The sequence below is a fragment of the Chloroflexota bacterium genome, from assembly GCA_016235055.1.
Taxonomy (GTDB): Bacteria; Chloroflexota; Anaerolineae; order JACRMK01; family JACRMK01; genus JACRMK01.
The window spans coordinates 1-23,414 of sequence record JACRMK010000010.1; the positions used below are offsets into that span (position 1 = coordinate 1).

Here is a 23,414-nt window from a genome sequence, read left to right on the forward strand (position 1 = left end):
ATCATGGTGGCGCCGTTCGCGGGCGACCGCGGCGAGATCAGCGCGGCGAGCACGTGGAAGGACGGCAAGTACACCGTCGTGTTCAGCCGCAAGTTGGTGACGGGCAGCAAGACAGACGTGCAGTTCGACAAGCTGGATGGCACGTATTCGTTCGGTCTGGCGATGTTTGACAACGCGCAGGTGCGTCACGCATTCAACAATGGCGCATTGACGCTTCAGTTCAGCAAGTAACCTGATCTGCGCGAGTAACAGACGGCGGGAGCAGACCAAGCAAAATGGTCTGCTCCTGCCTTTTTGCCGCGCGTCTTGTATGTCGCCGAGCGTCTGGCGCGTACTCCCTTGCGCCTCATGCTATAATAGCGGCCTGGTTTGTCAAGGAGAGACCGAGCACGACATGAATCCGATCGTCATCTACGGCACTACATGGTGCGGCGACTGCTCGCGCGCCAAGCGCGTTTTACAGCAATACAAAGTGGCTTTCGAGTGGATCAATATTGAGGAGAACCCGGATGGCGAGGCGTTTGTGCAGAAGACGAACCGGGGCATGTTGTCGGTGCCGGTGCTCGTCTTCGCAGACGCCAGCACCCTGGTGGAACCGAGCAGTGCGCAGTTGGTTGCCAAGCTGAAGGCGCTGCAACTCGCGTAGTGTGGCGGCATGATCGCGATATCCGGCTTCCGAAGTCTGCCCGGACTTCGGAAGTTTTTTTGTGCCGGCATGGTGCTGCTGCTCGCCGCCTGCGCTCCAACGGCCAGCCCCGCGCCGCCAACGCCGGCGCTGCCGGCGCGCCTGGTCGTCACGCTGGCCGATACGGCCACCTCGCCGCTCTACCTGCCGGTCAGCCTCGCCGCCGCGCTGAAATACTTCGACGCCGAGGGGCTCGCGGTGGATCTGCGCTACGCGCCGGGCGGCGACGTGCCGGCCGGTTCGCTATTTGCGGGACAGTCGGTGGACTACGCGGTGCGCAACCGCCAGTGGCGCGTCATCGCCGCGCTCACGCGCACGCCCGCCGTCGCGCTGCTCGTGCGCGCCGACCTGAAGGCTTCCATCGCATCACCGGCCGCCCTGAAGGGGCGTCGTATCGGCGTCAGCGCGATCGGCGCGCACACGCACATTATCGCGACGGCGCTGCTGCAGAAGGCCGGGCTGGCTACGTCGGACTACACGATTGTGCCGGTCGGCGCCAGCACGCTGGCCGCCGCCTTCGAGTCGCATAGCATTGACGCGGGATTCGGATACGAGCCGTATGTCTCGCAACTACTGGCGGACGGCAAGGCAACCGTGCTGGCCGATCTACGCACGCCGGAGGAAACAGAGCGCTGGCTGGGCGGCGGCTACCCGTACACGGCGCTGCTCGCGGACGCGGGCGCGTTGGCTGCGTACCCGGCCACGGCGCAGAAGATGGTGAATGCGCTCGCTCGCGCGCAGGCATATATGCGCGCGCGCACACCGGACGAGGTGGCCGCCGTGCTGCCCGATGCGGCGACCGGGCGTGACAAGCAGCAGTGGGTAGCCGCGTACCGCGCGCTCCGTCCGGCGTTCGCGCCCGACGCTCGCAGCGACGGCGGCGGCATCGAGATGGTCGTCAGCGCGGTGCGGCTGCTGGGGCTGATCAAGCCAGCCGAAGCGATTGAGCCTGCCAGCCTTTTTGACAATACCTACGCCGACATCGCTGCGCAACAAATACAATCCACGAAGTAACACGAAGATGCACGAAAGGAGATAGATGTCAGTAGGGGCACGCCTTGCGCGTGCCCGAAGCGGGGCAACCGCGAGGGTTGCCCCTACAACTGCTCATCCGCAAATAACGCGAATCTTCACGAATAGAAACATAATCCACGAAGGGACATGAAGATGCACGAATGAGAGGTTTTTCCTTCGTGTCCTTCGTGTTACTTCGTGGATGAGGTTTTGATTCGCGGTGATTCGCGTGATTCGCGGATTGCTTTTTCTGCGGGGAGTTGCAGCGCAGTCGCCGTTGGCAAGCCGCGCACGAACGCCATCCACGGCGCGGGGTCGAACGGCGTGCCGTCCAGCATCTGCGCGAACTTGATCTCGAGCTCGCCCTGCGACAGCGCGTTTTCCGGGTCGCCCTTCGGCGTGTTGATCGTCTGCGAGATGACACGCCCGCCGGCGAACGCCACCGTCACGTTGGACGGCCACTGCTGCGGGTAGAGCGCCTCGAACGCCGGGTTGAGTTGCACGCGGGTGGCGGCCAGCAGATGCGCCAGCGCCGGATCGGCGATGCGTTCCGGCCGAAAGTCGCCCAGCCCGGCGTGTCCGCGCGCCAGCGCCGACGCGATGCAGTAGTGCAGCGAGAACTTGGCCTGGTACGGCGTGCGCGGCGCGGCGTTGTTGCACAGGTCGAGCGCGGCCTGGTACGTCTCGACCTCGATGCGCGCGACATCGGCCGCCGCGACGTGGTCGGCCATCTGCGCGCGGATCGCCAGCGCGGCGTCAATCGCCGGGTGGGTGTGGCGGCACGAGGCGTGCGGCTTGATGCTGACGCCGCCGATGCGCCAGGCGGGCGCTTCCGGGTCGAGCCCTGCGATCACCGCAGTAGGCGTGGCGTCGCGCGAGGTGGCCGCGAAGAAGCCGCGCTCGCCTTCGAGGATGGCGCGCGGGCCGGTGAAGCCGCGCCGCGCCAGGTCGGCCGCCAGCACGCCCGACTGCGCGGCGCGCCCGGCGTGCAGGTGCTTGCTCATCGCGCCGTCGGCGTTGAACTCCCACAGCCCCGCGCTCATCGTCCCCGCGTTGCCGAGCGCCCAGACCGTCTGCTCTTCGTTCAACCCTAGCAGGTACGCGGCCGCCGCCGCTGCGCCGAAGGTGCCGCACGTCGCCGTGTTGTGGAAATAGACGTAGTGCGTTTTGCCGACCGCCGCGCCGACCCGCACCATGATCTCGTAACCGATCACGACCGCGCGCAAAAACTCCGCGCCGCTCTTGCGCTCGCGTTGAGCGACGGCCAGCGCCGCCGGGATGACGACCGTGCCGGGGTGCGTGACCGAGGTGCGGTCGAGGTCGTCCATTTCGACGATATGCGAGAGGCCGCCGTTGACGAGCGCGGCGCTTTCCGCGCCATAGCGGCCGGGCAGGCCGGCGACAGCGCAGCCGCCGTCGATGCGCGGCTGGCTCGCCGTGTAGTCGAGCAGGATGCGGCCCTGCGCTGTCTGCGTGCCGGCCAGCGCCGAACCAAGCCAGTCCAGCACGTAGTATTGCGCGACCGCCAGCGGCATGCTCGCGCGGTCGGCCTGCGCGATGAAGCGGGCGAGGTGCTCGGTGAGAGTGGGGGAAGACACGTCAAGGTTGGGTCGGAGCGGAATTATCCGTCCACTCGTCAAGCAAGCGCAATGCATCGTTGATGCCGGCAAGGCCGGGGTGTTCGGCCTTCAAGTCGCGCAAAGTATCGAGTGGTTCTTCGAGTTCGGCAAGGCTATCGGTGAGCGTCAGACCTTGACGATAGGCATGCAGTGCCTCGGCGGGACGGCCAGCCCGTAGATGCGCTTCCCCGATGCCAAACCAAGCTCCGTTCAGGCGCGGGATCTGAAGCAGCGCCTGCTCAAAATAGCCGATGGCGGCATCGTACATGCCACGCGCAATTGACAAGTCTCCATAGCGCAAAAACAGATAGGGGTGGTTTGGTTGCAGTCCTGCAGCTATTTCAATATCGCGCTCGGCTTTACCCGCATCTCTTAGTTTGAGATACTGATGTGCGCGATTACGGAACCACATGGCTTGTTTTGGAAAAAGCGCTATAGCGCGCGTGTACGCGTCGATGGCCTTGTCAAATGCTTTCATCGCATCGTAGGAATTTGCGATGCTGTTGATCGCGTTGGCCTCATCGGCCACCAAGCCCAACATCCGGTAGCGTTGCGCCGCATCCTCCAATAACGCGAAGGCCGTGTCGTAATGTTTCTCGGACGTGGCCAATTCGCCCAGGCTCTGGATGCAGTTCGCCTCGCCCAGCCGGTCCCCGATCGCCCGGTAGATCGGCAGCGCCTCCGCATAGCGCGCCCGCGCCTCCGGCAGTTCGCTCAATCCAACATGCACGTCGCCCAGGCTCTGGATGCAGTTCGCCTCGAGCGCCTGATCTTTGTAATGTTCCGCAATGACTTCTGCGTACAAAGCACTTGCCCTGGAGTAGTTGTATCCGCGCTCCGCTATAAGCCCTCCGAAGTAAGCGCTCCATCCCCGTACCCGACCCTTGACGCGGCCAGCGTCGGCATGTTCACGCACGGCGCGCGCCAACCCATCGACGGCGGCATAATCGAACCGATTGTACCAGTCGGCTCCAATACCCCACACCTCGTCCGTCCCACGCTCGGTATCGACCACGACGAGGTGGTATACACGTTCGATAGCGATGTACCGCTCGTCGTTGGCAATCGATGAAAAGTAATCTGTGGCGTGCTGCGACAGTCTGACAAATGCGTCACGATCGTTCTGCCAGAGATGCTGCAAGATCACTCGCCGCGTCAGTTCATGGATATTGTGCCCGCGACCCTGGAACGGTTCGACGAATGGCAGCGCTTGGATAGCAGTATAGAAGTCGCCTATGTGGGCCCGCAGATCAGGCTGTAACGCGGCCAGTACGTCGGATGTGAACCAATGCGGAATTGCGGCGGCGTAGACGGTTGCCGCCACTTCCACGGGCAAAGTGGACAGCAGGCTCTGCGTCACGAGCCAATGGCGCTCGTCATCGCTGGCTGCCGACTGCATGCGCTGGAAAAGGTCGCCGGCGTTCATCGCAGTTGGCTCTGCTGATCCCGTAGGTAATGGAGCCAATTCGCGACATCGCCCGCTGAATGCCGGCATGTCAAGCAGATACCCCGGATCAAGTCCAGCGTGGTCACCAATCCGATGGCGACAGCATACTCCTGCCAGTGTTCGGGGGCAATCGGCTGCAATTGGATTTCGTCGCACAGCGCGTGCCATTCGCCGGTTTTCTCCGGTACGCGTTGACCCGCAATGACCGCTACCACAGTAGGATAGTAGCGCACACGGGTTAGGAATGCACCACCGATCCAGCGCGCCAGCGACGGGTCGCAGTCGTTGAACGTGTCGAACACGATTGCCACGCGTTGGCCAAAGCGGGACAGATCATCGAACAGTGCCGCCGTCAGGGCGACCCGCCGCGCATCGCGCGCATCCTCGTCGCCTCCATTGACCGTGATGGCGGCCGAAATGTTGTTGTTGCCCAGTAGCGTATTGTGGTCGATCTGGATAGCAGGCATGCCGAGCAACTGCCCAACTCGTGCGGCCAATTGGGGGAATCGCGCGCGCGCCAGTTGCAGGCATAATCGATCCAGCAACTCCGGCAGACCAACGCCGCCTCCCTTGAAATCGATTCGGGCAAACCGCGTACCATCCGGACAGCCTTCTTCAAACAAGTCAATCAAGCGCGACTTTCCGGAATTGCTGGGCGCTTCAATGAGCAATATCCGCTCATTCGTGTCGCCCCGGACCATGCGAAGGAAGGTCCCTCGCTCGGCATCTCGATTGACGCGTGGATACTTCACGGCCGCTGCGGGCCTTGTGACTGTGAAGTGTCAGTTCCGGTCTCATCCACGTTTAGTTTGTTCGCGCCATCCATATTCACGTCGGAGATATCCACACCGTCGCGGGAAACGTCCATCTCATTCGCGCCACGCATATCGACGTTGCGGATTCGCACTGATGGTGCTGGCGTTGAGGCAGCCGGTTTGTCCGTTTCCCGCTCCAATTCCACAGACGGCGCCGCGCCGAGTACAATCTTATTGATGCGGAAGCGATTGCGCCACAACAGAAAGATCAGCCCCGCCAAGGCGATGGCCACAATGACGACAATGGTAGTAGTGAGATCAGCCATGATCTTCTCCTTTGCGCTCCGAAATATAGAGGGAGCGATCCTGTTGGGCTATTATATCAGTTTCCCTGCCTCAATCTCTACCGCCCTCACTGCGGACAGACGCTTTTCGTCATCCTTGCGCATATAGACCTTCGGCCTCGGCCAGGACGCTCGCGCGAAAATAGCGGCTCAGATCTTCGGCGGTGCGCAAGTCGACCTTACGCCCGCCGAACAGCTCCGCCAGTTCACGCTCCATGCGCGCGATGCCGAACAAGCCCGGCACATGCTCCGGTTCGAACTCGACCAGCACATCAACGTCGCTGTCGGCTCGGAAATCGGCGCGCAGCACCGACCCGAACAACGACAGCCGCCGGATGTGGTGTGCGCGGCAATAGGCGGCCAGGCTGCGCTCGTCAACATGGATGCGTGCGTTCATGCCCGTATTATACCGCTGCCGGCCAAGACCCGAAGGGTTTCGCCAGAATGCCACTCGCACCGGGCAACCACCTGAAAACCCTTCGGGTCTGCGACACGCACAACCGTTACACCATCTTCTCGCGGATCTTCGCGCTCGCGAAGTCCATGAGCGTTACGACGAGCACGATCAGCGCCACGACCGTGCCGGCCTTGTGATACTGCAACTGGCCGAAGTACGCGTTCAGCAGCAGGCCGATGCCGCCGCCGCCCGCAAAGCCGATGATCGTCGAGATGCGCACGTTGATGTCCCACTGGTAGATCGTGTACGAGACGAACGGCGGCACGATCTGCGGCAGGATCGCGTAGACGATGGTCTGCAGGCGCGTCGCGCCGGTGGCGGCGATCGCCTCCATCGGGCCGGAATCGATGTTCTCGATCGCTTCGGAGAACAGCTTGCCGATCAGCGCGAAGGTGGTGACCGCCAGCGCCAGCGCGCCGGCAAACGCGCCGATGCCGACCCAGAACACGAAGATGGCGACGTACAGCAGCGCCTCAATCGAGCGCAGCACGTTGAACAGGCCGCGCACGATGAAGTAGACCCAGACCGACAGCGCGCTGCGGCCGGTCAGGTTGCGCGCGCCGAGGAACGCGAACGGGATTGCCGCCGCGCCGCCCAGCGTCGTCGCGATCAGCGCCTGGAACAGCGTGCCGAGCATTTGCCGCCAGACCGTGTCGAGCAGTGACGGCGTCAGATCGATCGCGAGGAAATCGCCGATCAGCCGGCCGAACGTCGGGCCTGGATCGAGCAGCTTGCGCAGGTCGATTTCGACGACGAACCAGCAGTACACGAAGGCCGCGGCGAGGATGGCCGTGTACAGCATCCGGCGCGGCGAGCGGAAGAGCGGCGCGGCAGCGCCCGTCTGTGGCTTGCTGTCGCCTTCCATGATGCGCTGGCGCCAGCGCGCGCTGACGGTGTCCACCGCGATGATGACCGCCGCCACCGTCCAGAGCGCGGCCGCGTACTGCTCATAGCCGCCCTTGCGGATCGTCTCGACCACGAAGAAGCCAATGCCGCCGCCGGCCACGAACCCGACGACGGTCGCCGAGCGCATGTTGATGTCCCAGCGCAGCAGGCTGTACGCCAGGAACGACGGGATCACTTGCGGTATGACGGCAAAGCGGATCACCTGGAACAGGTTGGCGCCGGTTGCGGTGACCGCCTCGATCGGGCCGGGGTCAATGTGCTCGATCTCCTCCGAGTACAACTTGCCGAGCGCTGCGACCGAATGGATCGTCAGCGCAATCAGCCCGGCAAAGGTGCCCAGCCCCACCCACACGATGACCAGAATGCCCCAGATGAACGTGTCCACCGCGCGCACGACGTTCAGCAGCGTGCGCATGGCGTAGTACACGGCATTGCCGCCCGGCACGCGCGACATGACATTGTGCGCGGCGAAGAACGACAGCGGCACGGCCAGCACGACGGAAAAGAGCGTGGACATCAGGCCGAGCGCGATGGTCTCGATCAGCTTGCCCGCCACCAGCGTCGGCGTCAGTTGGCCGGGCTGTGCCAGCCCGAGCGCCACCAGCCAGCCGGGCGCCGGCGCGTCCTTGATGCGCCCGACGATATCGCCGAAGTTCTCGCTGGGCCGTATCGCGCCCGTGACGGCGTCGCGCTCGATCACGTCGGGTTGCAGGATGGCCGTGAAGATGCGGCGCGCATCATCGAAGCGTGTCACCAGCCGGTCGAGGTTGGCGTCGGTCACCTGCCAGCCGATGACATAGATAATGAGTGCCGGCACCAGGAAGCCGAGCCAGGTCAGGGACGGCTTGCCGCGCGCAAGTTGAATGGCGTCGAAGACGTTCCACGCCCAGAACAGCGCCAGCAGCAGCCAGAGCCACGACGTGTCGTAGCCGGCAAACAGCACCAGCGCAATCTTGTACGTGACGAGCGCCCAGAAGATCAGATAGACCGAGACGAGCGTCAGCGCGAGAACGGCGATGCCGCGCGGACGTTTGCCGAGCGCAAACTGGCCGAGGCCCGGCACGACCAGCGACAGTATGGCGGCGATGAGCGGCGAAGGCATAGGTCACACAATCGAGACGCGCTCGGCGTCTTTGCCGTAGATCGCTTTGAACTGCGCGTCGTCGATCGCCGGCGGCAGGCCCTCGAACACGAGCAGGCCGTCCTTGAGCGCGATCGCGCGCGTGGCGTAGCGGTGCACCAGGTCGAGGAAGTGCAGGCTGCACAGCACCGTGATGCCGTCCTCCTTGTTGAGCTGCTCGAGATACTTGAGAATTGAGTGCGACAGCACCGGGTCGAGCGAGGCGACCGGCTCGTCGGCGAGGATCAGCTTGGGCTCCTGCATCAGCGCGCGGGCGATGCCGACGCGCTGCTGCTGGCCGCCGGAGAGCGAATCGGCGCGGACGTACGCTTTGTCGGACAGCCCGAGCCGCTCGAGGTTCTTCAGCGCACGCGCCTTGTCGTCGCCGGAGAAATAGTTCAGCAGGCTCTGCGCCGGATTGACGTAGCCGAGGCGCCCCGACAGCACATTGGTCATCACCGACGAGCGCTTGACGAGGTTGAACTGCTGGAAGATCATGCCGATCTGCCGGCGGATGCGGCGCATCTCGGCAGACGGCGCGGCGGTGACGTCCACGCCGTCCCAGGTGATCCGCCCGGAGGTCGGCTCGATCAGCCGGTTGATGCAGCGCAGCAGGGTCGATTTGCCGGAGCCGCTCAGCCCGATGACGGCCAGAAACTCGCCGTCCTGCACTTCAAACGACACATCGTTGAGCGCGACGGTGCCGTTGGGATAAACTTTCGTGAGGTGTTCGATTTTGAGCATGCGGAGCCCCGGATATGAAATGGGCAGAGGGGGGATGGATGCTCCCCCTCTGCCCGGTATCAGCCACATGAGACCTCGCGGGTCTTAAAGACCCGCGAGGTCTGGATAGCGCCTACTTGACGTAGCTGGCCGGGTCCACGCCCGCCTTCTTCAGCAGTGCGCCGAACGGGTCGTAGTAGTCGGCCTTAACGGCCACGAGCGCATCGTACGCGTAGATGCTCTTGACCATCGCCTTGCCGCCCGGGTCGGCCATGATCGACAGCATACCCTTGACGGTAATGTCCTTCAACTTCTGATCGAGGCCCTTGGCCAACTGCATGCCATCGTTCGGGATCTGGTCGGTAACGAAGAAGATGTCGACCTTGTCCATCACGTCCGGGTATGCCTTGACGATCGAGGCGTCGGTGCGGGCGTCGATGAACGTCGCGCCCGCGTCGCAGTCGCCCTTGTACACGGCGGCGACGACGTTCGGGTGCGAGCCGGCGAACTGCGAGGCCTTCAGGTCCTTCTCCGGATCAATACCGTTCGCCTTCAGCACGATGGTCGGGATGATCGTGCCGGAGGTCGAGGTCGGGTCGGTGAAGCAGAAGGTCTTGCCTTTCAGGTCCGCGATCGTCTTGATCGGCGAGCCTTTCTTGGTGATGAACTGGCCCTTGTAGAACGGCGTCTGCGTGCCCTTCAGACCCTTGTCGGGGTCGAGGTCCACGGTGGCGTACGCGCGGGTCGCGACCAGCGCGGGCTCGACGCCGTACTTGTTGCGCGCGAGCAGCGCGGCGAAGGTCGCCAGGAACGACGCCTGCGCCTTGCCGGCGCCCATCGCCTCGATCGACGCGGCGTACGACGTGCCGGTTTCGATCTTATAGGCGGCGCCCGTCACCTTCGTCAGGCAGTCGGCCATCGCCGTGCCGGACTTGGTGATCGTGGCGATGTCGCCCGAAGGCACGAACGTGATGACGATCGGCTTGTCGGCGGCGCCGAGCGTGCCGGCGGCCGGGGTCAGCGCATCGGCCAACTTGGCGCACGCGGGCGGCGGCGGGGTCGCCGTCGGGGCGGGCGCGGTCGTCGCGGCCGGTGCGGTGGTCGGCTGGGCGGCGGCCGTCGGGGCCGTGGTCGGCGCGGCGGCGGCTACCTTGGTCGCCGTCGGCTGGGCCGGGATGGCGGTCGGCGGGACCGCGGTGGGCGGCACGGCGGTCGGTGTGGCCGGCGTACCGCAGGCCACGAGCATGATCGCCAGTACGGTGGCGAACATCAAAACAATACTGCGCTTGGACATGGCGTTTCTCCTCCTTAGAGAGCAACGGACGGTCGATGCCGTCAAGGTTTGGGACAGGATAGCAGGTTAATGGATTGGCCGGGGGAACGTTTCACGGTTGCGCCACACCACCTCCTTCCCCGCAAAAAAGAAGAGCGCGCTGCCAGGGTTCGGCAGCACGCTCATATTACCGCAGTTTACACGGCGCGCAAAGCGTTACGGCATCAGTGCGCGGGTGGTAGGGGCCGACCCGACTTGTCGCCCCCTTTGGGGGGTGCGTGTCGGCCCTCAATGACAGGCGGGCGCACACGCCGGTGCGCCCCTACCTGATCCCCACAATTCCTGGGTGTACCCCTACGGCATCGGCGCCCAGGTCATGCGCCGGTTGAGCGGATCGAAGATCGCCGTCGGCAGATCGAACAGCTTCTGCACCTGGCCGGGCGTCGAGGCGTTGACCGCCCAGACTGCCCATCCGCCGCCGCAGTCCGAAACATAGGCGATCCACTGTCCGTCGAGCGACCAAGTGGGTGCCACATGCTGGCAGCCTTCGGTGGTCATCTGCTTGACCGGGCCGCCGCCTGCGCCGACCGTGAAGATCTGCGCCGTCGGGCTGGTTTCGCGCGAATGGTACGCCAGTCGCTGGCCGTCGGGCGACCACGCGGGGGCGTTGTCGCTGCCGCCGCGAGTGATCTGGCGCCCGGCTGGCGGACGGTTGGGCGGGTAACCATCTTCATCGGTGATCCAGATGCCGCAGCCGGTCGGGCAGCCAAAGTAGGCGATCAGACCGTCGCCGCGCACCGCCGGGAAGCGCGCATCCTGCAGCCGGCGCAGCGGTTCGCAGCCAACGGATACCGGCGCATCGGTCGAGCCGCACGGCGCAACGCCGCCGTCGCCGTCTAATTTGGTCAGGATGAACAGGCTGTTCTGGCCCGAAATACGCCGCGACTGGAACACGACGCGCCCGCCGCTTGTGAATGTCGGGTAGAAATCGTCAGTCGCGCTGTCGACACGCGCCTCGCGGCCGTTTGTTAGATCGAAGTAATAAAGCCCTTCGCCGCGACCGGCATCCGACCCGGCAACGGACTTGAAAAGGATGCGCTTGCCGTCCGGCGCAAACGACGGGTCGGTGGCGCCGCGCATGAGAACCGATTTTGCGCCGGTGGACAGCACAACGCGCAGCACATTCTGGTTACGATCGGTACACGGCCCGTTTTCAGGGCAGACCGGCAGCGCGATCTGACCGTCAAGCTTCGGTCCGGGCACGGGCGTGTCGGTCGGCGGTAGCGGCGTATTGGTGGGCGGGCGCGGCGTGTTGGTCGGCGGCACCGGCGTGTTCGTCGCGGGCACCGCGGTGGCCGATGGCGGTACGCTTGTCGCCGTCGGCGTGCCGGTGGCCGTGGGCGCGCTCGTCGGCGTTGCACTGTTCGTCGCCGACGGCGCGGTCGTCGGTGTGGCGGATGGCGCGCTGGTCGGCGTATCGGTCGGCGCAATGACCACCGGCACGCTCGTCGGCGTGGGCGCCGGTTTGGCGCCGCCATTGGCCACAATGAACCCGCCGATCGCGGCCAGCAATATCAGCACAGCCGCGCCGGCGATGAGTGCTATGGGCGGCTTGCGCCCGGCGCCGGCTGCCGCGGGCGCGATTGTCCCGCCGGCCGGCGGCGCGCCGGCCGCGGGTGGCGCGAACGACGCCATCGTCGGCTGCGCCGACAGCGGCTGCATCTCGACCGTCGGCGCCGCAATGTTGGTCACCGTCGGCGCGCCGGCAAACGGTTCGGCCATGCCGGTCGGCGGCGTGGCGCGCATGCCCGAATCGATCGCCTGCTGGCTTGGAACCGTGAACACGGCCGCCGATCCGCCTTCGGCCACGCGCCGCAGCGCCTGCGCCATCTCCGAGCCTTTCTGGAAGCGCTCTTCGGGGCTTTTCGCCAGCGCTTTGAGGATCACATCGTCGATCGCCGGGGGCAGGCTCGGGTTCAGCGAACGCGCATGCGGCAGCGGCTCGCTGATGTGCTTGATGACGACCGCCAGCGGCGTCTCGGCCTCGTACGGGATATGCCCGGTGAGCATCTCGTACAGCACGACGCCGAGCGAGTAGAGGTCGGTGCGCCAGTCCACTTTGGCGCCCTGGCCCTGCTCGGGCGACATGTATTCCGGCGTGCCGACGCCGACGCCGGAGCGCGTCAACTGGTTGGCCGACTCGGTCATCTTCGCCAGGCCGAAGTCGGCCAACAGCGTCGTGTCCTCGTCGCGCATCATCACGTTGCTCGGCTTGATGTCGCGATGGACGATGCCGCGCGAGTGCGCATAGTCGAGCGCGCTGCCGAGCTGCTCGATGATCTTCACGCAAAAGTCGAGCGGCAGCGGCACGCCCATCTTGCTCTGCAGCGTGCCGCCCGCGACGTACTCCATGACGATGTAGGTGGCCTCTTCGGTCTCGCCGAAGTCGTACACCGGCAGGATGTGCGGGTGATTCATGCGCGCGACGGCGCGCGCTTCCTGGACAAACCGGTCGCGAAACGTCTCGTCGTGCTGGAAGTAGACCGGCAGCACTTTGACGGCGACGATGCGGTCCAGCGAGGTCTGCTCGGCCTTGTACACCGTGGCCATGCCGCCCTTGCCGACTTGTTCCAGGATGAGATACTGGCCTAGTCGCTTTCCACTTAGATCAGCCATACGTTTGTTCCCACGGTCTTCCCGTCGTGTCTCCCTTGTGCTACATGTCGCGGCGCCCCTCGATGGCCCGCATGAGCGTGACTTCGTCGGCGTATTCGAGGTCGCCGCCGATCGGCAAGCCGCGCGCGATGCGCGTGATGCGCCCGACCTTGCCGACAATCTGTCGCTGAATGAATGCGGCCGTAGACTCCCCCTCCAGGTTCGGGTTGGTGGCGAGGATCACCTCGCGCACGCCGCCCGGCCGCACCCGCTGCACCAACTCGGCGATCTTCAGATCCTCGGGCAGGATGCCTTCGATCGGGTTGATCGCGCCGTTCAGGACGTGATACAGCCCCTTGAACTCCCGCGTGCGCTCGATCGCCAGCACGTCCAGCGGCTCCTCGACGACGCAGATCAGGCTACGGTCGCGCGCCTCGTCGGAGCAGATCACGCACGGCGAGCGCTCGGCGATGTTGAAGCAGGTCTGGCAGACCGTGGTGTGCGCCTTGAGTTCGGCGAGCGCCTGCGCCAGTGCCTGCACCTGCTCGTCGGGCTGGCGCAGCAGGTAGTACGTCAGCCGCGAAGCGGTCTTCGGACCGATGCCGGGCAGCCGGTTCAGCTCGTCGATCAGCCGCGTGACGGATGCGGGAACGCTGCTCACGGCGTGCATGCGGCGCTACCCCAGTCCCAGTCCGCCCAGGCCGCCGCTCAGCGGGCCCATGCGCTCTTCGGCCAGCTTGCGCGACTTCTCGACCGCTTCGTTGACGGCCGCGATGATCATGTCTTGCAGCAGTTCGACGTCCTCGGCGTTCACGACCTCGGGGTTGATGGCGATCGACTTGAGCGCCTGATGCCCGGTCATCACGACCGCTACGGCGCCGCCGCCCGCGCTGGCTTCGACGATCTCATTGCCCAGCGCCTCCTGCACTTCCAGCATCTGCTGCTGCATCGCCTGCAACTGGCCGAGCATCGCATTGGGGTTGCCGCCGCCCGCGCCGCCAAACCCGCCGCCACTGCCGCCGCCGCGCGCGGGCGCGGGGCCACGAATCTTGCGTACCATGCTGTAAACTCCTGGTTACTGCTCGCCGGCCGAATCGTCGACCTCGGCGATGCGCGCATTATAGCGTTGGACGACCTCTTTGACCAACGGGTCTTCCATCGCTTTCTGCCTGGTGTCTTTGGGGCGCAGCGGAACCGTTTTGCGCTCGACGGCCTTGCCGATTTCGCAGCGCACGCGCAGCGGCTGCTTGAGCGTCTCGCTGAACGCCTCTTCAATCATCTGCCTGTTCTTCAGTTCTTCGGCCTTTTGCTTGTGAAAATCGTACGGGAAGCCCAGCACAATCGTCTCGCCCTCGACCGACTGCACGTGGCCGGCCTTGACGATCGCTTCGAGGTTCTTGCTCTTGGCTTTGATCACCGCCAGCGTGGCGTTCCATTGTTCCTGCACGCTCGCCGCGCTCAATGCGCCCGCTGCGGCCACGGGGTCGGGCGCGGCGGCGGCCGGCTCCGGCGTTGAAACGGAGCGCGGCGGGGTTGGTGCGCTGTCGGCCGGGCGCGCGGGCGGCTTCGCCGGGGCGCTTTCCACCGGGCGCGTTGCTTCGGCCACGCGCGGCGCAGTCGCCGGGCGCGGCGCGGCGGCCGGCGGCGCGACAGACGACCGGCGCGTTTCAACGGGCGCGGGTGGCGGCGCACTTTCGACCGCCTGCGCGGGCGCCCGTTCGGGGCTGCCATCACGCAGCGCCGATTCGACGAACGCTACTTCGAGCGGCAACTGCGGCTGCGGCGCGTTGCGCAGCGCGTTGACGGCCAGCGTGAACTGTCTGATCACCGCCAGCAGTTCGGCCGTCGGCAGCGTCTGCGCCTGCGCCTTCATCTCGGCCAGTTGCTCGGTCGGCAGGTTGAGCAGCGCGCCGTCGATGCCGCCGCGCAGCAACAGCAGGCCGCGCTGGTATTCCAGGATCTCGCGCACGAACTGGCGCGGGTCGGCGCCGCTGCCCACCGTGTCGTTGATAAGCATGAGCCCGGCCGGCACGTCGCGTGTGATGATCGCCTGCATGAGCCGCCCGACCGCCTGCACCGCGACCGAGCCGAGGATGGCCTGCGCCTGCTGCAGCGTCACGTGCCCGTCGCCGTAGGCGATCATCTGGTCGAGCAGGGAGATGCCGTCGCGCATGCAGCCGCCCGCCTGCCGCGCGAACAGGTCGAGCGCGCCCGGCTCGATCTGCGCGCCCTCCGCTTCAGCGATGTGCGCCAACTGGTCGCGCAATTGCTTGAATGGGAAGAGGCGAAAGTCGAAGCGCTGGCAGCGCGAGAGGACCGTGGCGGGCAGCTTGTCCACCTCGGTCGTGGCGAGGACGAAGATGGCGTGCGCCGGCGGCTCCTCCAATGTCTTCAACAGCGCATTGAATGCCGCATTGGAGAGCATGTGCACTTCGTCAATGATATAGATCTTGTAGCGGCTCTGGCTCGGCAGGAAACCGACCCGCTCGCGCAGCTCGCGCACGTTGTCCACGCCGTTGTTGGACGCCGCATCGATCTCGATCAGGTCGATGTCGCGCCCCTCATTGACGCTCACGCAGATTTCGCAGGCGTTGCACGGCCGCGCCGCCTCGTCGGGGTGCGTGCAGTTGATCGCCTTGGCGAAGATGCGCGCCGTGGTCGTCTTGCCCGTGCCGCGCGGCCCGGTGAACAGGTAGGCGTGCGCGATGCGGCCAAGGCGAATCGCATTTTGCAGGGTCGTCGTGATGTGATCCTGTGCGACGACGTCCTGGAACGTGCGCGGACGCCATTTGCGGTATAGGCTGACGGGTGGCATAGCTTGGCTCGGTGGATTAGTTTAGCATCGATGAGCATGCGCGGCAAGACTCAACCCCGGCGCGTGAGCGTGACGCCGGCCAGCACCACCGCGGCGCCGATGAGCTTCAACAGCGGCACCGGCTCGGCCAGCATCAGCGCGCTGACGGCCAGCGCGATGATCGGCGCCAGGTTGCCGTAGGTCGCCGTGCGCGCCTGGCCGATGCGGTGCACGCCGGCGTTCCAGATCACGTAGCCGAGCGAGATCGCCAGCGTGGCCGAAAAGACGAGCGTGCCCCACGTCGCCCAGGAGATGGCGGCGAAGTTCGTCTGCGTCAGTTCCGGCACGCCCGCCAGCAGCACTACCGGCGCGCCGGCGGCCATTGTCCACGTCGTGTACGTGATGGACGAATAGCGCGCGAGCAGCGGGCGCGACAGCACGGTGTAGATCGCCCAGGCGATGGCGCCGCCGACGGCCAGCAGGTCGCCGGTCAGCTTGTCGCCGCCGAAATCAATATTGCCATCCGCGCTGATGATGGTGAACAACCCGGCGAACGACAGCACGATGCCGAGCCACGCGCGCGGCGTCAGCCGGTCCAGTCGCAACGCCCACGACAGCAGGGCGATCCAGATCGGGCCGGTTGCTACCATCAGCGCGACGTTGCTCGCGGTCGAGTAGCGGATGGCGAAGATGAAGAACAACTGATAGCCGGTGTTGCCGACGACGCCGAGCGCGACTAGCTTGAGCAGGTCCTGGCGCCGGATGCGCGAGCGCGGCTCCATCACCCACCAGACGGCGATCATGATCAGCGTGCCGAGCGTGAAGCGCAGCCCGTTGAAGCCGAGCGCGCCCATCTCGCCGGTGGCGCGCTTGAGCAGGACGTAGTTCACGCCCCAGACCGTCACCAGAAAAATGACCCACAGGTCAACCGACGAGAACCGGATCACCGGTTTGGCGGGTGCAGCGGAGTTCATCAGCGTTCCTATCGGGGTGGCAGCGGGAATACAACGCAACGCAGCGCGGCGCAGCCGGTAGCTGCGCCGCGCATCGCTGTCGCGCCAGGTTCACGGGTTGCTCAGCGTTGGATCCAGTTGAGTTGCCACCAGCATTGGCCGCTCTCGACCTGCAGCAGCGTGAAGCGTACGGGCGGGCTGATCTGGTTGTCGGCCTCGTCCGCGATGTAGATGTCCCACTCGTTGGCGGAGGCGCCCAGCGTCAATTCGTAATAGCCGGCCTCCGCGCCGCCGCGCGTAATCGCCGGCAATTCGGGGGCATTGCCATACTTCGGGAACAGCCGCAGGCGCATGTTCGGCAGGCCGCTGCCGTCGCGCGCCTTGATCCAGCCGAAGACGATGTTCTGCGAAACGCACGAGCGGTCGCTGACGAGCGCCGGCCCGGCTTCCACTTTGAATGGATACTGGCCGCCTTCGGGAGTGTTCGTCGGCGTGGGCGTGGCGGTCGGCGGGCGCACCGGAATGCGCGTGCTGGTCGCCGACGGTTGCGGTGTGGCGGTGCTGGTGGGCGTGGGCGTGGCGGCGGGCGGCTTCGTTGGCGTCGGCGATGGCTGCGGCACGGTCGGAAACACGACCACGACCGGCGTGCCGGTCGGCGTTGGCGTATAGGTCGGCAGCACGGTGGCGCTGCGCAGTGTGGCCGTGACCGACGGCGGCGCCACCACCGGCGGATTGAACGAATCGTACAGCCAGAGCGCCATCCACGCGATCAGAACCAGCATCGGGAAAATAGCGGCCAACGTGAGCAGGCGAATACGGCTGTCCATGGCTACATGGTAGCAAAAATGACCGCGGGTTTCAAGTCGAGATTGAAAGTGGGGTGTGCGGACAAGGCTTTGCGCTGGCGGCCCCCAATGCGTTTGCATTATTATTGGACCACCTGCCCGAGCGTCTCGATCGCAACGCGATGCCGCTCGACCGCCACGACCTGATCTAGAGCGTTTGCTGGAATAAATCGATACGCGATCTGCGCGGCCGGCAAGATTTCTCAGGCACTACGTGCCTTCGAAATGACAGTGCGCGCGGTGTTGTCATTTCGATGCTGCGCAGCAGCTGAGAAATCTTGCCCTCGCCTTGCCAACCGTTAGCTGTATCGGGTTATTCGTGCACCCACTCTGGCGCTCCAAATTGGCGGACTACCCCGACTCGACCTACTCCGTGCGGGCGCGCACGGCTGGTCTGGCGCCGCTGCCGCAGCCGGCGATCGAGCAGCAGATGTTTCGCCTACGCCAGTCGTTCGTCTGCCGCAATCCGGCCGACGCCCCGCGCGTGTCGTACGACGACATCCGCGAGTTTGTGTACTGATGTGCAAAAGACCCGAAGGGTTTGCCAAACCGTTCGGGTCTCGGACTCCTACCGCACCATCTCCCCAATCCACGTCATCAACGCTTCCGCCGCATCATGGTCCGCGAGCAACGCGGTGCCGTGCGCGGCGCCCGGCCGCACCAGTGCGCGCGCCGGGCCGGTGGCCAATGCCGCAAGCTGGCGCTGCGTCTCAACCGCAAAGGCATCGCCTTCCGAGCAGATCATGAACAGCGGCCGCGCGCCGTAGCCCTGCACGTCCTTGTATGCCAAATAATTGTAGAGGTTCAGACCGGGCGAGACCATCGCCACCGCATGGGCCGACGGTTCAGCCGCGCCGAGCGCCAGCGCGATATTGGCGCCCAGGCTGCCGCCCGCCAGCACGATCCGGGCCGGGTCGATAGACGGCTCGCGGCGCAGGAAGGCGTAGGCGGTCGCCGCGTCGCCGGTCATGCGCTCCCAATCGCGCTGGCCGCCGCTGGCGCCGTGCCCGCGCAGGTCGAGCGCCAACGCGGCAACGCCGGCCTCGCGCAGTCGCGCGGCGAACGGCTCCCAGTCGTGACGCGAGCCATCGGCTACGTGCAGCAGGAGCACGGCGGGCGCCGGTATGCGCGCCGGTGCGTACAGCGTGGAGACGAGCCGCGTGCCGTCGGGCGCGCGCAGAACGATTTCGCGCACGGCACGCGGCGGATACGGGGTCTGCGGTGGAACGCGCGCCGTGGCGGCGCACGCCGATAGCAGGCACATAACCAACAGCCACAGGGGCATCCAGCGGCAAGCCACGCCCATGACAATTCTCACTGTCGGGCATTATACCACTGGCGCATTCGCAGTGATCGGGGCAATAGATGAACTGTGCCGCGCGCCAAACGAGCGGCAGAGTGCAAGCGCTGCAATGTGACGGCGCATGAGAGGCATGGGGCATCCGTCACGGGAATTGCGTGACAAGCGTCTCTATCGCGGCGTGGACGCTCGGCCTAGAATCGAATCAATCCCACAATCCTGTTGCGTCCGAGTACCATTCGGTTGCACGCCGAGCCGAGCGCAATACGGGACAGGCGGCGGGTAGCGCGTCAACTTATCGTGCCTAGTGAACTGGATAGGGGGCAATATGGGCGAAATGTATAACAAACGCGTCGCGATGATCCTGCTTTCAGCGCTACTGTTGATAAGCTGTGGACCTCCTTGGGAGCCTCCCACTCCAACCCGCAGGCCACCTACTCCGGCTCCAACAACACGGCCGATTACTCCGACTCCTGCTCCCGCGATTCTTGTTGTTGATACGAAACCATCTGGAGCAATGGTCGAAGTGGGACTCAAATCGATAAACAATGTCGTTACTATAGGAACCGGGCGGGTGGTTGTTGGCGTGACCCCCATTCGCACCGTGTTGCAGGCAACCGATGTTAGTTTATTCAATGGTTTTGGCAGCATCACTCTCTACATTTGCAAAGTGGGTTATTCCGAGGCCTTCAATGTGATCGGGGTAGGAGCAGGAGGCCGGTTAGTCCCTGGTATGATCTACGAAGCATCTCAAGTGTTAACTCCAAATCCGGCAGTAATTAGATGTCCAGGAAAATAGGCGAACAGGTCCATGGTCAGAGCCGCGTTGAGAAGGGCAAGTTGGTGAAGTCGCAATAGGGCTGCGAACATCTCATGCTCCTTGGACGTGGACGGGCGCTTGATCGTGGCGCTGCATGTCGGCGCGAGCGAACCGCCCGAAGCGCGTTAACGGAATAGTGAAGCCGCGACGTGTTAGCAGCACTCGCGGCGGCGGCCAATGCATGTTAGGCGCATCAGCAGGAGGAGCCTATCACCCGCGCCCTTGCGTGTCAATCACGCAGGGGCGCATTTCGTTTTGTGCGGGACGGGCCGCTGTTGTTACAGGGGGTGCATCTTTGTCAGCAGAAATGGTACGCCCGTCCGGCGACGAGCCGCGCCCATGACTATTTCCTGGCGCCGAGGAGCCGAACGCCGCAGGACAGGGCTGCCGTCGTCAATGTCAGGGGTGCGCAACCGTTCGGCCTGCGTGTTTGTGCGCTGCCTGATCAGAACAGCACCAGCGCCTTCTTTAGAATCAGTTCCGCCAGCGCCGTATTGCCGCTTATAGAAGCTTTGGCGCGCCCTTCGGCGTATGCGAAGCGCCCCGAAACGAGGATACAGAAGTCGAGCGCATCCATCTGTATCGTCGCCGCCACGTCGCCGGCGCCGACTTTCCACGAGCCGCCCGCTATGCCGGACAAATCCAGGACAGCGGCGCGCCCGCCAAGATGTTTTCGGAGCATGGCATCAACATCGCGCACCACGAGCGCCACAATCCGCCCATCGTGATCGCGCGTCTGGTAAAACACACGGTTCGCTGCGCGGCAGATGTCCAGCCGGTGCATCCACGTGTCGCGACTGTGAATGACCCACATCAGGTGGCGCAGTTGCAGAATGCCGCACACCGGGTGGGGTATCGCGATCGGTTTGGCGATGCGGAACTGGTACGCCCATTTCTGGATAGCGATCGGCCCCGTGCGGCGCAGCTCGGCGATCAGATCAGCCGGGATTTTGCCGTCCCGTTCGCGCAACTGGAGCGCGTTGACCGCATCTTCGGGCAGTTGCCCTTTCACCGGGCGGGCGCTGTACTGGCGAATCATTTCCCGGTAGCCGGTTCCGCTCGCGTATCCGCCGGCCTGATGAGCGATCATATCGCGCACATTCCACAACGTGCAGGCGGTGGGCCGGGTCCAGTCGTCCGGGTGCAATGTTTCCAGCAATTCCAGCAAGCGCTCCAACTCGGTCTGCATCAGGGCAAAGGCTTCGTCGGCTCGTATGTAGGGTATGCTCGATGCTTCGCGTGCAGAGCGTTGTGGTTCGCTGGTGGTCATTGGAGCCCTCGCTTGAGTTTAGATGATCGCGGCTTGCAGTGCTTTTTGCGGGCGTAGACACCGGGCATAGCGGCAAACTGTCAGAGCGTTCCAGTCGGTTATGCCGGCATGTAGTTAGCCGGCATCCATATCCGCATGTGACAAGCATGCAGGCCGTGGGCGCATTGCCTGGATTCCGGCTCCCATGGAAATAGGCAACTCCAGGCGTAGGGCCAGGTCTTTGACCTGGCCAACTGGACGGGTCAAAGACCCGTCCCTACAACGACACGCCCATTTCCATGCGCGAGTGTGCGTCCCTGGCGCATCGGTGTATCCGTAGACACCGGCGGGGCGGGCGACACGCAATGGTCACACGTTCCGGTGCACCGCCGCGCTCAGGCCTTACTTCTTCGTGCCGACCAGGAAACGCGCCTGCCAGGGGCGATAGTTGCTATTGAAGGTGTCCTTGTAGAGCACCTTATCGCCTTCCTTCACCGTGCGCTTGACGACCACCGTCTTGCCGTCGACGGCGAAGTCGATTTGCTTGGTCACGCCGACCGGCAGGGTCGGATCCTTGTCGTAGATGTCGGGTCCGTGCGGCGTGACCTTCGTGACGTTCGGCCCGTCCATCTCGACCGTGCGGTGGTTGGCCGTGCCGAAGAACTTGAACGTCAGCGTGGCTTCGCGCGTGTCGAGGACAGGCTGGATCAGCAGGTAGTTGGGCGTGTCGTTGACGAAGCGGAAGTCGACGCTCGGCGCGAAGACGGTCGCGTCGAGGCCGATCGGCGGCTCGTAGTAGTGCACCACGTAGCCGTGCGCCCAGCGCTGCGTGATCTTGTAGCCGCCGAAGAACGCGGCGCGGAAGGCGGTGGTTGACACCTGGCAGACGCCGCCGCCAATGCCGACATCGGTGCGGTCGCCGACGATGATGTACGCCGGCTCGTAACCGAGCGCGTCCACCACGTCGCCAAGGTACTCGTTGAACGAGAACTCCTGGCCCGGCGCGACGACGATGCCCTGGAAGCGGCTGGTTGCGACGCCGATGTTCTGCATGCGCTCCGCGCTGGAGCCTTTGAACGACGTGGTGCCGGAGACGACCAGCTCGTGAATATTGAACTTGTCGGCGTCGGCCAGCGCGATGGCCGGCCGCACAGATTTCGCGACGAGCGATACCGCGCGGTTATCGGTCGCCCACTGCGCTTTGATCGCCTGCAGGCTGGCGGCGACGTCGAGCGTTGCGCCGTCCTGGCTGGCGACGAGCGGCAGCAACTTGCCGGTCTTCTCCTCGAAGAAGAAGCGTGCATCGCGCGGTGCGCGGTCAATCTGCCGCGCCACATCGGTCAGGAACGCCTTCAGCGGCGCATCGTCCGTCACCACGGCGAGCGAGGCTTTGCCGTCCGCGCCCTGCACCTGCTTGGTGGAGAGCATGGCGGCCAGCAGTGCAGTGTCGAGCGTCCAGGCCCGCTCCTGCTGGAATGGCGTCAGCAGCAGGCCGTTGGCGCTCTTGCCCGTTTCGTTCCAGGCCTGCTCGCTGTAGGTCAGGCGCAGCGGCGCGGCCAGGATCGCGCGCATCTGCGCGGCGGCCGGCGCGGCGTCGCGCACCACCGGCGCCACGTCGCGGACGGGCAGGTCGGCTTCGAAGCGCATCTCGTCGGGCTGCTCCAGCGCCTGCCGGATACGCGCGATCGTCTCGTCGACGTCCAGCGCGCGGCCGGTGACGGCGGGCGTCGCCACAACCTGCGTGCCGGCCAGCGCCACCGACGCATCGCGCGGCGCGCGCTCGATCTGGCGCGCCAGCCGCTTGAGCGCCACCTGCGCGACACCCTCGTCCAGCAGCAGCGACCCGCTCACGGCGCGGCCGTACAACTGCGCGGTAAGCTGGTCCTGCGCATTGGCCTGCCAATCGCTGCCGCGGCCGACGGCGAACGCCGCATCCACAACCGTGCCGGCGTCCAGGCGAATGCCCATCTCGGCGGGCGTCAGCGCGTAGCGCGCCGTGCCGTCGTAGAGGAACACGGTCTGCGGCCGGGCCAGGCGCGGCTGCAGGGCAGCCAGTGCTTCCGTGCGCGTCAGGCCGCCGAGCTTGACGCCCAACGCGCTGACGCCCGCGAAGACCCGGTCGCCGTGCGAGACCTCATAACCCGCCACGCTCCACACGCCGAAGGCGACGAGCAGCAGTGCGGCCAGCACGATCCAGCGGATCCAGCGCAGAGTTTTCGTAAGCAACTCCCTTCAAACAGAAAAACCCGGCAGAGGTTGTGCGCTGTCAGGTTCAGTGAACTTTAGGATACCAAAGAAAAAAGTGCGCCGCAAATCAGCAATTCTCAATTTGGCTTTGTACGGGTACTTTCCAATGCCGCTTGCGATGCGCTGGCTCTCAGGCGCTTGTCACGCAAGCTGGCCCGCCGAAAAAGTGGCGCTGCCCTCCCCCCGACCCCCTCCCAACTTCGTTGGG

At 65.0% G+C, this 23,414-nt stretch carries 21 protein-coding genes; 4 read left to right on the forward strand and 17 right to left on the reverse strand.

Annotated elements, in window-relative coordinates:
* The 3 genes from HZB53_02740 to HZB53_02750 form a co-directional block, all read left to right on the forward strand.
* Positions 1-231, forward strand: a 231-nt coding sequence (locus HZB53_02740; protein MBI5876541.1) for an ethylbenzene dehydrogenase, incomplete at its 5' end; no start/stop codon positions are given.
* 163 nt (positions 232-394) lie between these two features.
* Positions 395-646, forward strand: coding sequence for an NrdH-redoxin (locus tag HZB53_02745; GenBank protein MBI5876542.1), 252 nt, complete (start codon positions 395-397; stop codon positions 644-646).
* Positions 647-715: 69 nt separating this feature from the next.
* Entirely contained in the window at positions 716-1,699 is a 984-nt protein-coding gene (locus tag HZB53_02750) for an ABC transporter substrate-binding protein (GenBank protein MBI5876543.1), read from the forward strand.
* Positions 1,700-1,890: 191 nt separating this feature from the next.
* On the opposite strand, the gene HZB53_02755 is transcribed toward HZB53_02750, so the two are convergent.
* The 14 genes from HZB53_02755 to HZB53_02820 all read right to left on the reverse strand — a co-directional run bounded on the left by HZB53_02755 (position 1,891) and on the right by HZB53_02820 (position 17,572).
* The gene (locus HZB53_02755) at positions 1,891-3,297 is read right to left on the reverse strand and encodes an MmgE/PrpD family protein (protein MBI5876544.1); all 1,407 of its coding nucleotides are present in this window, start codon (positions 3,295-3,297) and stop codon (positions 1,891-1,893) included.
* 1 nt (position 3,298) lies between these two features.
* On the reverse strand, positions 3,299-4,744 hold the full coding sequence (locus tag HZB53_02760) for a tetratricopeptide repeat protein (GenBank protein MBI5876545.1): 1,446 nt from the start codon (positions 4,742-4,744) through the stop codon (positions 3,299-3,301).
* The gene (locus HZB53_02765; protein MBI5876546.1) at positions 4,741-5,517 is read right to left on the reverse strand and encodes a hypothetical protein; all 777 of its coding nucleotides are present in this window, start codon (positions 5,515-5,517) and stop codon (positions 4,741-4,743) included. Before HZB53_02765 ends, HZB53_02760 begins: the two co-directional genes overlap by 4 nt.
* On the reverse strand, positions 5,514-5,846 hold the full coding sequence (locus HZB53_02770; GenBank protein MBI5876547.1) for a hypothetical protein: 333 nt from the start codon (positions 5,844-5,846) through the stop codon (positions 5,514-5,516). Before HZB53_02770 ends, HZB53_02765 begins: the two co-directional genes overlap by 4 nt.
* 109 nt (positions 5,847-5,955) lie before the next feature.
* Complete coding sequence (locus HZB53_02775) at positions 5,956-6,261, reverse strand: nucleotidyltransferase domain-containing protein (GenBank protein MBI5876548.1); 306 nt, start codon at positions 6,259-6,261, stop codon at positions 5,956-5,958.
* 106 nt (positions 6,262-6,367) lie between these two features.
* Positions 6,368-8,329 carry a phosphonate ABC transporter, permease protein PhnE gene (gene phnE / locus HZB53_02780; protein MBI5876549.1) on the reverse strand — a complete coding sequence of 654 codons (1,962 nt, stop codon included), beginning with the start codon at positions 8,327-8,329 and terminating at the stop codon, positions 6,368-6,370.
* Between the two features lie 3 nt (positions 8,330-8,332).
* Entirely contained in the window at positions 8,333-9,091 is a 759-nt protein-coding gene (gene phnC, locus HZB53_02785; protein MBI5876550.1) for a phosphonate ABC transporter ATP-binding protein, read from the reverse strand.
* Between the two features lie 112 nt (positions 9,092-9,203).
* Positions 9,204-10,364 carry a phosphate/phosphite/phosphonate ABC transporter substrate-binding protein gene (locus HZB53_02790; GenBank protein ID MBI5876551.1) on the reverse strand — a complete coding sequence of 387 codons (1,161 nt, stop codon included), beginning with the start codon at positions 10,362-10,364 and terminating at the stop codon, positions 9,204-9,206.
* A 333-nt stretch (positions 10,365-10,697) separates the two neighbouring features.
* Positions 10,698-13,019, reverse strand: coding sequence for a protein kinase (locus HZB53_02795; GenBank protein ID MBI5876552.1), 2,322 nt, complete (start codon positions 13,017-13,019; stop codon positions 10,698-10,700).
* A 40-nt stretch (positions 13,020-13,059) separates the two neighbouring features.
* Positions 13,060-13,668, reverse strand: a complete 609-nt coding sequence (recR, locus tag HZB53_02800; GenBank protein ID MBI5876553.1) for a recombination protein RecR — start codon at positions 13,666-13,668, stop codon at positions 13,060-13,062.
* 6 nt (positions 13,669-13,674) lie between these two features.
* The gene (locus HZB53_02805; protein ID MBI5876554.1) at positions 13,675-14,058 is read right to left on the reverse strand and encodes a YbaB/EbfC family nucleoid-associated protein; all 384 of its coding nucleotides are present in this window, start codon (positions 14,056-14,058) and stop codon (positions 13,675-13,677) included.
* A 15-nt stretch (positions 14,059-14,073) separates the two neighbouring features.
* Positions 14,074-15,813 (reverse strand): DNA polymerase III subunit gamma/tau, encoded by a 1,740-nt coding sequence (gene dnaX / locus HZB53_02810; GenBank protein MBI5876555.1) that lies wholly within the window; start codon positions 15,811-15,813, stop codon positions 14,074-14,076.
* Positions 15,814-15,863: 50 nt separating this feature from the next.
* The gene (locus HZB53_02815; GenBank protein ID MBI5876556.1) at positions 15,864-16,766 is read right to left on the reverse strand and encodes an EamA family transporter; all 903 of its coding nucleotides are present in this window, start codon (positions 16,764-16,766) and stop codon (positions 15,864-15,866) included.
* 101 nt (positions 16,767-16,867) lie between these two features.
* Positions 16,868-17,572 (reverse strand): hypothetical protein, encoded by a 705-nt coding sequence (locus tag HZB53_02820; protein MBI5876557.1) that lies wholly within the window; start codon positions 17,570-17,572, stop codon positions 16,868-16,870.
* 337 nt (positions 17,573-17,909) lie between these two features.
* Between HZB53_02820 and HZB53_02825 the strand changes: the two genes are divergently transcribed.
* The gene (locus HZB53_02825) at positions 17,910-18,110 is read left to right on the forward strand and encodes a hypothetical protein (protein MBI5876558.1); all 201 of its coding nucleotides are present in this window, start codon (positions 17,910-17,912) and stop codon (positions 18,108-18,110) included.
* A gap of 48 nt (positions 18,111-18,158) precedes the next feature.
* Here HZB53_02825 and HZB53_02830 read toward each other — a convergent pair whose 3' ends face one another.
* From HZB53_02830 to HZB53_02840, 3 genes are all read right to left on the reverse strand, one after another.
* Positions 18,159-18,896, reverse strand: coding sequence for an alpha/beta fold hydrolase (locus HZB53_02830; GenBank protein ID MBI5876559.1), 738 nt, complete (start codon positions 18,894-18,896; stop codon positions 18,159-18,161).
* Positions 18,897-20,155: 1,259 nt separating this feature from the next.
* Positions 20,156-20,980 carry a maleylpyruvate isomerase family mycothiol-dependent enzyme gene (locus HZB53_02835; GenBank protein ID MBI5876560.1) on the reverse strand — a complete coding sequence of 275 codons (825 nt, stop codon included), beginning with the start codon at positions 20,978-20,980 and terminating at the stop codon, positions 20,156-20,158.
* Between the two features lie 381 nt (positions 20,981-21,361).
* Positions 21,362-23,185: a VanW family protein gene (locus HZB53_02840; GenBank protein ID MBI5876561.1), complete on the reverse strand. Its 1,824-nt coding sequence runs from the start codon at positions 23,183-23,185 to the stop codon at positions 21,362-21,364.
* Between the last annotated feature and the right edge of the window lie 229 nt (positions 23,186-23,414).

What these genes read in the sequence shown, in the direction of transcription:
- HZB53_02745 (MBI5876542.1), top strand. Translation starts at nt 395, where the DNA reads ATGAATCCGATCGTCATCTACGGCACTACATGGTGCGGCGACTGCTCG.
- HZB53_02750 (MBI5876543.1), top strand. Translation starts at nt 716, where the DNA reads ATGGTGCTGCTGCTCGCCGCCTGCGCTCCAACGGCCAGCCCCGCGCCG.
- HZB53_02760 (MBI5876545.1), bottom strand. Translation starts at nt 4,744, where the DNA reads ATGAACGCCGGCGACCTTTTCCAGCGCATGCAGTCGGCAGCCAGCGAT.
- HZB53_02770 (MBI5876547.1), bottom strand. Translation starts at nt 5,846, where the DNA reads ATGGCTGATCTCACTACTACCATTGTCGTCATTGTGGCCATCGCCTTG.
- HZB53_02775 (MBI5876548.1), bottom strand. Translation starts at nt 6,261, where the DNA reads ATGAACGCACGCATCCATGTTGACGAGCGCAGCCTGGCCGCCTATTGC.
- phnE (MBI5876549.1), bottom strand. Translation starts at nt 8,329, where the DNA reads ATGCCTTCGCCGCTCATCGCCGCCATACTGTCGCTGGTCGTGCCGGGC.
- phnC (MBI5876550.1), bottom strand. Translation starts at nt 9,091, where the DNA reads ATGCTCAAAATCGAACACCTCACGAAAGTTTATCCCAACGGCACCGTC.
- HZB53_02790 (MBI5876551.1), bottom strand. Translation starts at nt 10,364, where the DNA reads ATGTCCAAGCGCAGTATTGTTTTGATGTTCGCCACCGTACTGGCGATC.
- HZB53_02795 (MBI5876552.1), bottom strand. Translation starts at nt 13,019, where the DNA reads ATGGCTGATCTAAGTGGAAAGCGACTAGGCCAGTATCTCATCCTGGAA.
- recR (MBI5876553.1), bottom strand. Translation starts at nt 13,668, where the DNA reads ATGCACGCCGTGAGCAGCGTTCCCGCATCCGTCACGCGGCTGATCGAC.
- HZB53_02805 (MBI5876554.1), bottom strand. Translation starts at nt 14,058, where the DNA reads ATGGTACGCAAGATTCGTGGCCCCGCGCCCGCGCGCGGCGGCGGCAGT.
- dnaX (MBI5876555.1), bottom strand. Translation starts at nt 15,813, where the DNA reads ATGCCACCCGTCAGCCTATACCGCAAATGGCGTCCGCGCACGTTCCAG.
- HZB53_02815 (MBI5876556.1), bottom strand. Translation starts at nt 16,766, where the DNA reads ATGAACTCCGCTGCACCCGCCAAACCGGTGATCCGGTTCTCGTCGGTT.
- HZB53_02820 (MBI5876557.1), bottom strand. Translation starts at nt 17,572, where the DNA reads ATGGACAGCCGTATTCGCCTGCTCACGTTGGCCGCTATTTTCCCGATG.
- HZB53_02830 (MBI5876559.1), bottom strand. Translation starts at nt 18,896, where the DNA reads ATGGGCGTGGCTTGCCGCTGGATGCCCCTGTGGCTGTTGGTTATGTGC.
- HZB53_02835 (MBI5876560.1), bottom strand. Translation starts at nt 20,980, where the DNA reads ATGACCACCAGCGAACCACAACGCTCTGCACGCGAAGCATCGAGCATA.